The 13324-nt window shown below is 53.7% G+C and carries 13 protein-coding genes; 3 read left to right on the plus strand and 10 right to left on the minus strand.

The window, feature by feature from the left end; translation table 11 throughout:
* From VEI96_02545 to VEI96_02590, 10 genes are all read right to left on the minus strand, one after another.
* Nucleotides 1-239, minus strand: a 239-nt coding sequence (locus VEI96_02545; protein ID HXX56864.1) for a HEAT repeat domain-containing protein, incomplete at its 3' end; no start/stop codon positions are given.
* A gap of 72 nt (nt 240-311) precedes the next feature.
* Nucleotides 312-2678 carry a methyl-accepting chemotaxis protein gene (locus VEI96_02550; GenBank protein HXX56865.1) on the minus strand — a complete coding sequence of 789 codons (2367 nt, stop codon included), beginning with the start codon at nt 2676-2678 and terminating at the stop codon, nt 312-314.
* A gap of 54 nt (nt 2679-2732) precedes the next feature.
* Nucleotides 2733-3206, minus strand: a complete 474-nt coding sequence (locus tag VEI96_02555) for a cache domain-containing protein (GenBank protein HXX56866.1) — start codon at nt 3204-3206, stop codon at nt 2733-2735.
* Between the two features lie 72 nt (nt 3207-3278).
* Nucleotides 3279-3815 (minus strand): chemotaxis protein CheW, encoded by a 537-nt coding sequence (locus VEI96_02560; GenBank protein ID HXX56867.1) that lies wholly within the window; start codon nt 3813-3815, stop codon nt 3279-3281.
* Nucleotides 3808-5421, minus strand: a complete 1614-nt coding sequence (locus tag VEI96_02565) for a chemotaxis protein CheA (GenBank protein HXX56868.1) — start codon at nt 5419-5421, stop codon at nt 3808-3810. The genes VEI96_02560 and VEI96_02565 overlap by 8 nt, the downstream gene beginning before the upstream one ends.
* A 33-nt stretch (nt 5422-5454) precedes the next feature.
* Nucleotides 5455-5865, minus strand: a complete 411-nt coding sequence (locus VEI96_02570; protein ID HXX56869.1) for a response regulator — start codon at nt 5863-5865, stop codon at nt 5455-5457.
* Nucleotides 5862-6260 (minus strand): response regulator, encoded by a 399-nt coding sequence (locus VEI96_02575; GenBank protein ID HXX56870.1) that lies wholly within the window; start codon nt 6258-6260, stop codon nt 5862-5864. Before VEI96_02575 ends, VEI96_02570 begins: the two co-directional genes overlap by 4 nt.
* A 243-nt stretch (nt 6261-6503) precedes the next feature.
* On the minus strand, nt 6504-7823 hold the full coding sequence (locus tag VEI96_02580; protein HXX56871.1) for a sigma-54 dependent transcriptional regulator: 1320 nt from the start codon (nt 7821-7823) through the stop codon (nt 6504-6506).
* A gap of 84 nt (nt 7824-7907) precedes the next feature.
* Complete coding sequence (locus tag VEI96_02585) at nt 7908-8156, minus strand: DUF2007 domain-containing protein (GenBank protein HXX56872.1); 249 nt, start codon at nt 8154-8156, stop codon at nt 7908-7910.
* 30 nt (nt 8157-8186) lie between these two features.
* Nucleotides 8187-9419, minus strand: a complete 1233-nt coding sequence (locus VEI96_02590; protein HXX56873.1) for an MFS transporter — start codon at nt 9417-9419, stop codon at nt 8187-8189.
* 168 nt (nt 9420-9587) lie between these two features.
* Here VEI96_02590 and gspC point away from each other — a divergent pair, with 168 nt between their 5' ends.
* The 3 genes from gspC to VEI96_02605 form a co-directional block, all read left to right on the plus strand.
* Nucleotides 9588-10460, plus strand: a complete 873-nt coding sequence (gene gspC, locus VEI96_02595) for a type II secretion system protein GspC (GenBank protein HXX56874.1) — start codon at nt 9588-9590, stop codon at nt 10458-10460.
* Nucleotides 10461-10479: 19 nt separating this feature from the next.
* Nucleotides 10480-12705, plus strand: a complete 2226-nt coding sequence (gene gspD / locus VEI96_02600; GenBank protein HXX56875.1) for a type II secretion system secretin GspD — start codon at nt 10480-10482, stop codon at nt 12703-12705.
* Between the two features lie 212 nt (nt 12706-12917).
* The coding region (locus VEI96_02605) for a hypothetical protein (protein HXX56876.1) at nt 12918-13324 on the plus strand (407 nt) is incomplete at its 3' end.

Genomic DNA, 13324 nt, shown 5'->3' on the forward strand with positions numbered 1-13324 from the left:
ACTTCCGGGTCGTCATCCTTGAGCAGGCCGAGAAGGGACGTCAGGGCCCTCGCCCCGAGAGCCGTAAAAAACTCCATAGCCGCATTTCTCCGGGCCGCATCCTCATGGTCTCTCAAGGCCTCTTCAAGAAAGGGGAGATACGCCTTTTCAGGGTAGGCAAGAAGAGACTTTATCGCATCATTTCTTGCCCACCAATCAGCACTGCTCAATCCTTTCAGTAGGCCTTGAATCTCCTCCATATCCGTTGCCTCACGCCTGTCTTCTCGGGGTAGTAGAACCATGGCTGATCGCGCAGTCTGTGCCGGACGTTCTCAGGCAGCTGCCAATACCTCCTTTTTCTCAGGCTTGTCTCCGTTGGAATCTATCTTGAACCTGCTCACCGACTGCTGGAGGTATTCGACTTGTGAAAGCGTGTCTTCGGACGCGCCCTTCATGTCGGTAGAAAGTCTGAGATTCTCTGAAGCGATGTGGCTCATGCCCTCCATCGCCTTCACCACCGTGTCTCCTCCCACCCGCTGTTCTGCCGCTGCACCCGCCACGTCCTGCGTCATGCCCCTCATCATCTCGATGGACTCGACGATCTGCCTTGCGCCCCTCACCTGCTCCTTCACCGCTGTGTTCACCTCATGCACCACGGTCTTCATCCTTTCGAGGGCTTCCCGTATCTGGTTGCCTCCTATCGCTTGTTCCTTCGTCGCGACATTCACTTCCTGCACCTGGCTGTTCATTTTTTCGAGGGTGCTCCGTATCGATCCCGTGCCGTCAGCCTGTATCTTCACCACGGCGGCAACGTCTCCCGATGCCGAATTCATATCAACGATATAATTCATCACCTGTCCTGTCGCCTTGCTCAACTCCCCGGCTGACCTCGCGATTCCCTCCATGATCCTGGAGGTCTCCTTCACCGCTTCTATGATGCTGTTGAAGGCATCCCGGCTGCTCGATGCCAACGCCATGCCCCCCTTGCCTTCACGGTATGTCTCCTCCGTCGCCTTTACCGCGGTGGCCGTCTCACCCTGCACCTGCCTAATCACCGCTCCGATCTCCTTCGTCGCCTCCATGGACCGCTCCGCGAGCTTCCGTATCTCATCGGCCACGACCGCGAATCCCCTCCCCGCGTCTCCTGCACGCGCCGCCTCAATGGCCGCGTTCAGCGCCAGCAGGTTCGTCTGGTCCGCGATTTCATTGATCACCTCTACGATGCTCCCGACCTCCTCGGACCTCTTTCCGAGGTTCTCGATGATCCCCATCGTCTTTTCCGTGGTCTTCCCTATGTTCTGGAGGCTCTCGATGCTCTGGTAAATCCCCTTGCCCCCTTGCTCCGCATCCTGGTAGGCTGCCTGGCTCAGCCGGTTCGCTTCCCCTATCTTGCCGGCCACTTCCTGCACCGTCCGCATCATCTCTTCTATCGTCCCCGAGCTCTCCGTTACCATATGCTTCAGCGACTCTGTGCCCTTGGATATCTGCTCGACGGACGATAAGAGATTCTCCACCGTCGCTGAGGTCTCATTCACCGAATCGGTCATTGATGTTGTATTCTTCGATGATTGCTCCATCGAATTTATCATCTGCTCGATTGTCGCCGAGGTCTCTCCCACCGAGGCCGCCATGACATCCGCATTCTTTCCCACCTGCTCGATAGATGCAGCCATCTCATTGATCGTCGCCGAAGTCTCATCCACATTGGTCGCCAATGATTCGGTGTTCTTCGCAACCTGCGCGATTGACGCCGCCATCTCTTCCATGCTCGCAAGGGTCTGCTCTGCGGACGCCGCCGTGGTGGATGCACCCTGCATCACCTGCTTCGAACTCGTCGTGATCTGGTTCGTCGCGGAGGCCGTCTTTAGGGTAGTCCCCCGAATGGTCGTGACAAGTCCGTGTATATTCTCGAGAAAGAGATTGAGGCTCTTCCCCATTTCCCCGATTTCGTCTTTGGAAGAGATCTCGACTCTCTTCGTGAGGTCCCCCTCTCCTGCGGCTATCTCCTTGAGTTTTTCCGTCAGTTTCTTGATGGGAGATACGACGAGGCCTTTCATGAATACCGTCATGGCAGCAGAGAGTATCACTGCCAGAATGAACCCTGTCAGGAAGGCGGCCATCACTTTTGTGAAACTGCTCGAGGCACGCTGATAACTCTCTTCGCTGAGCTTCTTCTCGTAAGCCACGAGTGAGTCAAGCTCCTTATTGAGAGCGAGAAACTTATCGTCCGCGACCTGCATGTACATCGTCGCGAATTCCGTCACCGACCCGCTCAGGTCAATGGTCGCCTGTGCCGAGTCCTTATACTCTCCGAGAGAAGAGAGGAGGCCCTCAAAGATCTTCTTCTCTTCGGGGAGCGTCTTCGGAGAGGTGATTTTGTCCTGAATCGCTTTGGTCGTCTGGTTCATTACGGCGACCTGTTCCTTGGCGAGGGCATCCACTTTTTCGACAGCATATCGCGCGTCGATCCAACCGATTATCTTGTAGATGTTTGCGTGGACATTCGCAAGGTCCTTTGAGATCTGCGCGGCAGCCTGATAGGTGCTGAAGCGATTCTTATAGATGTCCGTCAATTCCCCTTGTTGGCTGTGGAAAACGCGGTATGATATGACTCCGAAAAGGATCAGGAAGACCATGATGGCCGCGGGAGCCACAAGAAATTTTCTTGCGATGCTCATATTCATGAAATAGTGTTTCATAACGCCTCCTCTCGTGAATTACGGGCCGGGGCGATCGCCCCGGCCATGGATCCGCTACGACTTATAGACGCCGCAGCCAACGAGGATATCCTCGAACTTCTCTATATACGCGGTCTTGTGCTCTATCTGTTTCGTTACGGGATTCGGAAATTTGTAATCCTGCCATCCCTGCCCCTTGCTCTTCGCGATGCCGATCCTCTCCTTCACATATTCCTTGCCGTCCGGATCCTTCATATTGATGAGGTCTTTCCCCACCATCTTCGCGTTCGCACCGTGGGCCAGACATTTTCCGTTAAAGTCATACACAAAAACATAGAGGTCCCCCTCTACAAATTTCCCGTTTGGATTACTGATTTCAGCGAAGGCCTTCTCTCTTCCGTTCGCCTTGATGTATTCGATCGCCTTCTTCACCATCGCTTCTGCCTGAGCCTTGGTTCCTTTTTTTTCAGCACTTTTTTCCGCCGCGAATGCGAGACTCGTCAAAAACATGGTCACCATGAGACACGCCACTGCTCTCTTCAGTTTCATTTTGTTGCCTCCTTTTCTTTTTTTCCCCCCGCAAAGCGGGACATTGTCTACCGGTTCCTCCGGTGGTATTTCTCAGCCATGTATCTTCTCTTCCTTCCCTTCTCCCTGGGGCATCTCTATATTCTCCCTTCTGATGATTCTTTCCAGGTCTATCAATATCACAAGCCCGTTCCGCAGCTTGCATACCCCGGTGATATAATCGCAGTCTGCTTCGAGGACTTCTTCTGGAGCCCTATCCACCACATCGGGAGAGACCTTGATGACATGGGAAACCGCATCCACGAGAAGTCCTATGGTTTTGCTGCCTGCCTCCACCACGACGATTCTCGATTCGATCGAAAGATCCTTTTCAGGCAATTTGAGCCGTTTCCGCAGATTCAGTACCGGTAAGACCCGACCCCTGAGGTTGATTACCCCCTCCATATAGGGAAGAGAATTCGGCACCCTCGTAACGTTCCCCACTCTGATGATCTCCTGAACCTGACTGATGGAAACGCCATACTGCTCCCCTATCGTGAACGTCACGAGTTGGAGTTCATCGTGTTCGTCCCCTATGCCTTCCAGAACGTCTTCCGCGAGTCCTGATGCCGGTAACGATAGCTTAGCCATTTCTTGTCACCTCTCTCTTCTTGTAGATGGACATGATGTCCACGATGAGTACGATCCTTCCGTCACCCAGGATCGACGCGCCTGCGATCCCGTAAGATTTTCCGAGTGTGTCATCGATGGGTTTAATCACAATGTCCTGCTGCCCCCTGAGGCGGTCTACGGCTACTGCAAGGCGTTTGTCCGCCTTGCCCACGATTACGAGATAGAATTGCTTCCTCCTTTCGGCGTTGAGTCCGAGAAAATCATTGAGCCTCACAACAGGCAGCACCATTTCCCTGAAGCGGATAACCTCTCGGTTGTTGATGAGATGGATGTCCTCTTCCGCGGCCTTGAGGCTTTCATCAACGGCACTCATGGGGAGGGCATACACCTCTCCTTCGGCCTCAACCATCAAAGCGGGGATTATGGCGAGGCTGAGAGGGAGCTTTATGATGAAGGTAGTCCCCTTTCCCGGCGTGCCCTCGATGTCCACATATCCGTTCAGCCTTACGATGTTCCTGCTGACCACGTCAAGACCGACGCCCCTCCCTGAGACATCGGTTGCCTCTTGCTTGGTCGTAAACCCATAGGAGAAGATGAGATCAATCGCGGTATCCCTGTCAAAGGGGGTTTCTTCGGTGATCAATCCGTCTTTTACTGCCAGTTCCCTGATCCTGCCGAAATCGATTCCGCGTCCGTCATCCTTGACCTTGATGATCACATAATTTGATTCCTGAAATGCGCAGAGAGTGATCTTTCCTTCCCGGCTTTTCCCCCCGGCAACTCTCGTTTCGGGAGACTCGACGCCGTGATCGATGGCATTCCTGATCATGTGGAGCAGCGGTTCCTCCAGGGCATCTATCACTGTTTTGTCTATCTCGGTCTCTTCTCCCTCGAAGATCAGCTTAATCTCTTTGCCCATGGATTTCGAGAGGTCCCGTACCAGCCTCCGAAATTTATGGAAGACATGCCTCACCGGAAGCATCCTTGCCTTCATGATCCCCTCCTGCAGCCCCGATATAGTCTTCCCCATGAGCTCAAGGGCGCCCTCCAGTTCGTTTCCCAAGGATTTCGTGCTGACTTCCGCCCTCGTCCTTTCCCCTATCTGGTTCAGCCTCGTCTTGAAGATCACCAACTCTCCCACGAGATTGAGCAGGTCATCGAGCCTCTTGAAATCTACCTTCATGGTATTTGTCTTTGTCCCGAGGTAAGACGCGAGTTCCATTTCCTGTTTTATTGACCTGCCATCAGAACCTTCCGGAGACTCTGCGATGTCTCCGGCCTTTTCGGAAAGGTCCGTAACGATCATCCCTTCCGTCCCTATCTCCTGGAGGACAGTCCGAATCAGGTTGGCGCTGTCGAAAAGGTGGTCGATCACCCTGTCGAGATCGGCCTCGTTATCGAGCACCTTTTTCAGGACTTCCTCAACCCTATGGAGAAAGCCCTTCAGGGAGTCGAAGCCCATCATGCCGGAGTTCCCCTTCAGCGTATGGAGGGTACCGAGCAGATTCAGGACCACCTCTCTGCTGTAGCCGTTCCTTTCCAGTGATAGGAGTGCTCCGTCAAAGGCGTCGAGATGCCCGTTTGCATCGTCGAGGTAGTCCTGTATAAGCTCTCTATAATCCATGAGAACCGCGTGGTAAGATAATGAATTCCCTCATCATCTTATTGCTGTCAGCAGGGGAGACTTTTTCGCGAGTACTTTTTCTATGAGACCAAAGAGGTCCTCGGACCTGAAGGGTTTCACGACATAACCCCATGCACCAAGCTTCATCGCCCTTATCGTGTCTTCTTCCTTTCCCTCGGTACTGATGACGATTATGGGTACATTACGCAGTACGCTGCTTCCATTCAGCTTTTCGAGGAACTGGATGCCGTTCATGATCGGCATATTGATATCAAGGAGGATGAGATCAAAATCGTTCTCCTTCGAGAGGATCTCGAGACCCTCGAGTCCGTTCATCGCATCCACGAGCCTGAGATCCTTGAATCTCATCAGTATCAGTCGGTACATCTGATGTATCAGCTTGGAATCGTCCACAATCAAGACCTTCTTCAAGGAAGACATCATATCACTCCCTCCCCTTTTTGCTTCGCCACCGGAATGCCGAGGCTTCCGACTGTCTCTAAAATATCGTCCATATCTATCGGCTTTTCATAATAGTAGTAGGCTCCTCTCCGGTAAGCAGCGTCCCTGATATGATCGGAACCATAGGCGGTCATGGTTATCACGGCTGTGCCGGGGCTCGTCCTCATTATGTAGCTCAGGAGTTCGAGGCCTTCAACTCCGTAAACGCCGCTCAGCCTGATATCGGCGATGACGAGGTCGAAGGCGTATCTGCTGATCGCCTCTTCGGCCTCTTCGAGCCTGCTGCAGGTTATAACGACAACCTCATCGCTGCTTAAGAGGTGCGAGAGACTGAGAAGGATTGATGCCTCGTCGTCAACGATAAGAATTTTTTTCATTCCGGTGCCTCCTGCTTCTCTTTCCAGGTTTTGTAATCAAGGTGAAGGTTCATAGACCCTTTCACGTTTCCCTGGGGATCTTCATGAGCAAGACCGATGCCAGTCTAATAAAATGAGGGGGATAAGAGCGGTATTCTGGAGAAGGCATTGATACAGGGTATTTTTTTGTCGATGATGGTTGCCGCTCCGTGAGAGAGCTCAGACGATGAACGGCGGTCGAAAATCGGTCGGTACGACCGGAAATCAGTCGGCGGCGATACCGAACTTCTTTATCTTCTCATTGAGGGTCGAGCGGGAAATGCCGAGCAACCCTGCTGCCTTCGATCTGTTCTGAGATACCGCCGCAAGGACTTTCTTGATATGCAGTCGCTCAACATCCTCAAGTTGAAAGAGAACGGCCTCGTCTTCGGTACCGGCCGCAGGCAGGAGCAGGTGCTGCGCTCCGATCATCTGCCCCTGACAGAGAATGATCGCCCTTTCGAGCACGTTTCGCAACTCCCGGATGTTGCCGGGCCATCGGTAAGCGCAGAGGGCTTCCAGTGCGTCTTTATCGAGGGAGTTGATCTTCTTGTTCATGTTTTCCGCATAGTCCGCGAGAAAAAATTCCGCGAGCATGGGGATATCTTCAGCCCTGTCCCTGAGAGGAGGGACCTTTACCGGCACCACATTTAACCGGTAATAGAGGTCTTCCCTGAAGGAGCCGTTCTTTACGCATTCAGCGAGATCCTTGTTCGTGGCGGCAATAAACCGTATATCTGTCTTCATCTCCCTCGTGCCCCCGACCCGGCGGAAGGCTCTCGCTTCGATGACCCGGAGAAGCTTTGCCTGGAGAGAAAGGGGCATCTCCCCTATTTCATCGAGGAAGACCGTGCCCCCGTCAGCTATCTCAAAGAGCCCCTTCTTTGTCGTCTTTGCATCGGTGAACGCACCCGCCTCGTATCCGAAGAGCTCGCTCTCGAAGATATTCTCGGGGATGGAAGCGCAGTTTATGTCAACAAAAGGTTTATCGGCCCTCTTGCTGAGCAGATGGATATTCCTCGCCACAAGTTCCTTGCCCGTTCCGGTCTCTCCCTCAATGAGGACTATCGTTGACTCATTTTCGGCCATGAGATTGATGATGTGGATGAGTCCCTGCAGTTGCCTGGACCTTCCCACTATCGGATAGGGGGACTTCTTCGAAAGAGAGGCCTCCCGCCTGAGATGTTTTATCTGCAGATTTCTTTCGACGATGATCGAGAGTTCATCGAGATCGACGGGTTTCTGAAAATAGTGTTCGGCCCCGATTTTTACGGCCTCCACGGCCTCCTGAATCTCGCCGAAGCCAGTCATGACGATGACAACCAAATCAGGATGAACGGCCTTCAGTTCTTTCAGGATTGTCATGCCGTACAGGTCCGGGAGATGAAGGTCCAGAAGAACGATATCCGGTAGCTCCTTAAGGGCGGTCTCCAGCCCTCCCTTGCCCGTGTAGGAGTTCATGAAGTCGTACCCTTTCTTTTCGAAGAGGGTCTTAAGCGCGAGGGTTATTCCTTCTTCATCGTCAATGAGCAGCAGGCTTGCCATCTCGGTTCAGTATCACAAATATCGGAGGAGATGTCAATCGCCTCACACTTCACCAAGTCCGTGCGCATGGAGAGGCGAAAATCATCAGGACTGATTCATCCGCTCCTCGGTCCCGCCCCCTTGGATGACCGTCGTAGCCGTCTCCCTGTCTTCGGCCCTGACAAGGATCCTGATCTCCCCTATCTTGCCGATATTGACGGGATAGGGGCTCACCTTTGACGACCGTACGACAACGGGTATGCCCCCGCTTTCGAGGAGGTCTTTAATCATCTCCGCCTCGAGGGGATCATACGTGAGAAAGACTTCGGTCCATTCTTCATGCATTTCTGTCATAGGCTTCACCTCCTTGCAATCTCGTGACGTTCAATGCGGCCTCCTCAGGAACAGGGTGAGCAGAATCGCCGTTCCGGCTAGTGCAGCCGCCATGAAAAAACTGCCCGAAAAGCTCCCTGTCCTCTCGGCGAGGAGCCCGGCTATCGCGGGGCCGGCTATCTGGCCGAAACCGAAAATGAAAGTCACGAACCCGAACGCCTGTCCCGCCTTTGCCGCTCCGACATAGTCTCCGACCGCCGCCGCCATGATGGAGGGTATACTCCAGGCGACGATGCCATAGAAGCCGATCGAAAGGTAGAGGAACAGACCCGGCAGCCCCGAAGCGACGAGGATATAAGAGATCATCTGGAGGAAGAAGACGAGGATGAGGCCGGCTTTTCTTCCGAGTCTGTCAGAGAGGGTGCCGAAGACAGGACCCGAAAAGAGACTGAGAAAGCCTACCCACGACCAGAAGTTGCCGGCAGCCGATTCCGAGAACCCTCTTTCCTTGACGAGGGTAGTGACGATAAAGGTTGCGTAGATGACATAGGTGTAACCGAAGAGAAAGTATATCGATCCGAGGTGGTAGATGACGCCTCTCCGGTAAACGCTCGTCTTCATTTTGTCGATGAGTGCGGCATAGAAAGGAGAGGTGTCGTCGCTCCCGATGGGCAGCAGCCCCTTCTCCTGAGGGTCATTACGGATGAGGAAAAAACCGATGCCGGCGATGATCATGACGAAGAAGCCGAGCACGAGCCAACTCGCCCTCCAGCCCTCGGGACCGGCTATGGTGTTGATGAACGGTATGAGCTTTCCGGAGATGACGATCGCAAAGCCGCTTCCTATCACAATGAATCCTGCCGCCTTCCCTCTCTTCGTAGATACAAACCAATGCGAGACGAGCCCCATCACAGGGACGTTCGTCGCCCCGCTCCCTATTCCGGTCAAGAAATAGAGAACGAGTACCGAACCGAAACTTCGTGCCTGACTCATGAGCATCATCGAAGTACCTGCAAGGAGCAGGGCGAAGAAGATGAGTTTCCTCGCCCCTATCCTCATGGCCCAGAATCCGCTGATGAGAACAGAGATGAGGTAGCCGACGAAATTTATTGTGCTGATGAAACCCATTTGCGAGTAACTCAGCCCGAGGGTGGATGCCATGGACGGGAGCAGCATACCGAGGGCAAAACGTCCGAAACCGAGACAGGCGAGAATGCAGAGGGTTCCCGTAAAGACGATGACCCAGCCGTAATGGAGGGAAGGTTTCTCAGACCCGTTCTTCACTCTGAAAAAACTATACCATTTCTCCGCCGAAATGAAAAAGGGATGGGGCCCGAGGCGCGGACGCGCTTAGGCTCCATCCTCATGCAGGGATTCCGGGTCTCAAGGGGCAGCAGATTACGGTTTCTAAAATTTTTTTTGTTATGTATAATGAGTAGTTAGAAACGGTGTATGGGTAACGGCGTCATTAAATCGAGATATTCCAGGACACTGCCTGTTATAAACCTCTTTATAGGGCTGCTCCTTTTCCTTTTCATCCTTGTCCTTGGGCGGGACATCTTCAGTGCGGGATACAAGAAGATCGAAAAAGCCCCGCCGCCCCGTCCTCTTGAGCAGAGGACCTTCAAGAAGAGAGGCATTCAGGATTATGGGGTGATACTGAAGAACAATCCCTTCGGCATGTCCCCTGCTCCGCTGACGAACCTCTCTCTTTCCCAGGGAGGAACCCAGTCCCGCTCAGATATCACCCTCATCGGAACTGTTTCAGGCGCTCAGAAAGAGAGCTTCGCCATCTTCTCATACAGCAGCGGGAGGCAGGAGATGTACAGAGTGGGAGAAACGCTTCCCGGGATAGGGAAACTCTCGCAGGTCGGGAAAGATAAGGTCTCGATAGACGGAGGCGGCCGGCTCTTCGATATCCCCTTAGCGGATATCATAAAGATAACCGAGGTCAGACCGGCCGAAGGGGAGACCCGTCCTCCTGCCTTTGTGAGGAGTATCGGTGAGGGAAGCTATATCGTCGACCAGAAGAAGGTCCAGCAGGCGATAGAAAATCCGAACCAGCTCATGACGGATGCGCGGCTCCAGCCGAATTTCGCGAACGGAAAGCAGGAGGGCTATACGCTCAGGGAAGTGAGGGGCGGAGGCATATACCAGAGCCTCGGAATGCAGAACGGGGATGTTCTTTTGCGGATTAATGACTATAATATCTCGAATCCTGAAAACGCGTTGCAGGCATTTACGGCCCTGAAGGGTATGGACAGAATACAGCTCGACATTCTGAGGAATGGTGCGAAGATGACTCTGACCTATCAAATACGATGAAAAGTGAGGGTTGGCAGAAATGAAGAAAAGGAGAAGGCTCTCTTTTGCCCTGACACCCTTTCTGTTCTTTTCACTCTTCCTTCATCCGTTATCGGGCCTCTGCACTCCCTCCTTTGCCGAGCAGAAGGAAGAACCCTCCCGGGACCAGAAGGTGACCTTCAACTTCGTCGATGTCGACCTGCCCGTGATAGCGAAATTCATAAGCGAGATCACGAAAAAGAACTTTCTCTTCGACGAGCGGGTCAAGGGAAAGATCACGATTATCGCGCCGTCGAAGCTGAGCATCGGTGACGCCTATAACCTCTTCACCTCGGTCCTCGAACTGAAAGGGTTTACCGTCGTCCCCTCAGGGGTCAATGTCTACAAGATCATCCCGGCGGGAGAAGCGAAGCAGAGGGGATTGAGAATCGAATCCGAAAAGCGGGCGGTCAATGAGAGTTACATAGCGCGGCTCATCCCCCTGAAGTATATATCCGCTGACGACGCACTGCGTTTCGTCCAGCCCATCATATCCAAAGACGGATATGCCTCGGCATTCGGACCGGGCAATCTCCTCCTCGTGATAGATTCGGGTCTGAACGTCGAAAAGGTGGTCTCTCTCATCGACAGCATAGACCAGCCGTCTGTGATGGAACGGCCTGACATCGTCTTCCTCAGGTATTCGAGCGCCGATGCGGTCGCGAAGATGCTGACCGACGGCATGGCGAAAAGGTCTAAGGCAGCGGTACCCCAGCCCGGTGCCGTTGAAGAGGCGAAGGCCGTTGCCGACTCGCGGTTGAACGCCGTTATCCTCTTCGGAGACAAAGGGACACGGGAATCGATGAAGGCCCTCATCGCGCTCCTCGATGTCCCCTCTGCGGACGCCCAGGGACGGATAAACGTCTACTTCCTTGAGAACGCCGATGCAACCGACCTCGCAAAGGTCCTCGACAGCATCATCAGAGGGGCACAGCCTCAGCGCCAGGCAGCAGCACCAGGCGCCCCACCGGTGACGCCCTTTGAGGCAGTGGGCGGGATAACCATCACCGCCGACAAGGCTTCAAATTCCCTGATCGTTGTCGCATCGCCTGCCGATTATCAGAATCTCCTTCAGGTCATCAGGCAGCTCGATAAGAGGAGGCGACAGGTTTACGTGGAGGCGATGATCATCGAGGCAACAACGGATAAACTGAGGGACCTTGGGGTAAAATGGAGGGCGGCGGCCACGAAAAACGGAGAGCCCGTTGCGATAGGGGGCTTCGGAAGTATAGACCAGGCGGCCATTCAGGGTATCATACAGGGGCTTCAGGGCGCTACCCTCGGCGGACTGGGGAACTTCCTCAAGGTCCCGGTAACCACGACTGACCCGACGACGGGCCAACCGACCACGACGACGCTCTCGATTCCCGGGTTCGCAGTCCTCTTCACTTTGAACGAGTTCAAGGATATCGTGAACGTCCTTTCGACCCCCCAGATACTCACCTCCGACAACAAGGAGGCCGAAATCCTTGTCGGCGAGAACGTGCCGTTCATATCTCAGTCCCAGACGACCGGCGCCCTTGGAGTCGCAGCGACGACGACTTCGGGAGTCGCGGGGACCTCGGGGATCGTCAATTCGATCGTGAGGCAGGACGTCGGCATCATCCTGCGCATCACGCCTCAGATAACCGAGGGAGATCATGTAAAGCTCGACATCTATCAGGAAATTTCAGCCGTAAAGAATCAGTCCGATGCGCTCACCATCAGCTTGGGGCCTACGATAACGAAGCGATCCACAAAGACGGCTGTTGTTGTGAAGGACAACGAGACAGTCGTGATCGGGGGGCTGATCCAGGAACAGAATGAAAATCAGTTAACGAAGGTGCCGTTCCTCGGCGATATCCCGATCCTCGGGTATCTGTTCCAGTCGACGCACACCGAGAAAACCAAGACGAACCTGATCGTCTTCCTCAATCCCCATGTCGTAAAGGAACCAGGGAGGCTTGCGGAGATAACGGACAACAAAAAGAAGGAGTTTGCGGTGGCGGCACAGATTTATGCGGAAGGAGAGCTTTTGGTAAAGTTTCGAGAAGGGGTCGCGGATCAGACCGCTCGGGACATAATCTCGATAAAGCACGCGTCAGTGATCAAGGTCATGGAGGGATTGAGGATCTACCACATCCTCTTGCCGAAGGGTCAGACCGTGGAAGAAGGCGTACAAGCATTTTCCGCCATCCCCGAGGTCGAGTACGCGGAGCCGAACTATATCATGAAGATGCAGAAATGAAAGGCATGGGAAGAGAGACGATAACACGCGACTTCTGCTCGGGGACAGCCGGCCCCGGAATTTTTGTAATCTACAGATCTTTCTATGACGTATCGTAATCAATGTAAGCTCACGGTCTCCGGAACTCTCACGGGGTTTCATCTTCTCAAGGCGTCATATAAAAATGTTTTTCCTGCCAGTTCCTTTCGATTTTTTCCGGGCGATGAGAGGTGTTGAACATAGAAACGATCGAAGTCATTAAAGACGAAGATATTGATACCTCATTGCTCCAGGATATTCCCCTCGCATTTGCGAAGAACAACCTCATCTTGCCCCTGAAGAGAGACGATGGTTTTCTCAAGGCCGCTGTCTCCGATGACAAGGGGGTTCTCGCCCTTCTCGATATGGCGAAGCGATACGGTCTGAAGCCGTATCCTCTCATGGCGAGGCAGGGCGTCATTATCGACGCGATTAACAGGGTCTACGGGCAGATCGGCACGGCACAAGAGGTCATGGAGGGGATTGCCGGGGAGGATCTCTCTTCGGTCGCGACGGAATTCGAATCCCCGAAAGACCTTCTCGAACTCACGGAGGAGGCCCCGATCATCCGGCTCCTCAACGCCCTCCTCCAGCAGGCGGT

The organism is Thermodesulfovibrionales bacterium, from assembly GCA_035622735.1.
Classification (GTDB): domain Bacteria; phylum Nitrospirota; class Thermodesulfovibrionia; order Thermodesulfovibrionales; family UBA9159; genus DASPUT01.

Coding starts and splice junctions, on each gene's coding strand:
- VEI96_02550 (HXX56865.1), bottom strand. CDS start 2,678: ATGAAACACTATTTCATGAATATGAGCATCGCAAGAAAATTTCTTGTG.
- VEI96_02555 (HXX56866.1), bottom strand. CDS start 3,206: ATGAAACTGAAGAGAGCAGTGGCGTGTCTCATGGTGACCATGTTTTTG.
- VEI96_02560 (HXX56867.1), bottom strand. CDS start 3,815: ATGGCTAAGCTATCGTTACCGGCATCAGGACTCGCGGAAGACGTTCTG.
- VEI96_02565 (HXX56868.1), bottom strand. CDS start 5,421: ATGGATTATAGAGAGCTTATACAGGACTACCTCGACGATGCAAACGGG.
- VEI96_02570 (HXX56869.1), bottom strand. CDS start 5,865: ATGATGTCTTCCTTGAAGAAGGTCTTGATTGTGGACGATTCCAAGCTG.
- VEI96_02575 (HXX56870.1), bottom strand. CDS start 6,260: ATGAAAAAAATTCTTATCGTTGACGACGAGGCATCAATCCTTCTCAGT.
- VEI96_02580 (HXX56871.1), bottom strand. CDS start 7,823: ATGGCAAGCCTGCTGCTCATTGACGATGAAGAAGGAATAACCCTCGCG.
- VEI96_02585 (HXX56872.1), bottom strand. CDS start 8,156: ATGACAGAAATGCATGAAGAATGGACCGAAGTCTTTCTCACGTATGAT.
- gspC (HXX56874.1), top strand. CDS start 9,588: ATGGGTAACGGCGTCATTAAATCGAGATATTCCAGGACACTGCCTGTT.
- gspD (HXX56875.1), top strand. CDS start 10,480: ATGAAGAAAAGGAGAAGGCTCTCTTTTGCCCTGACACCCTTTCTGTTC.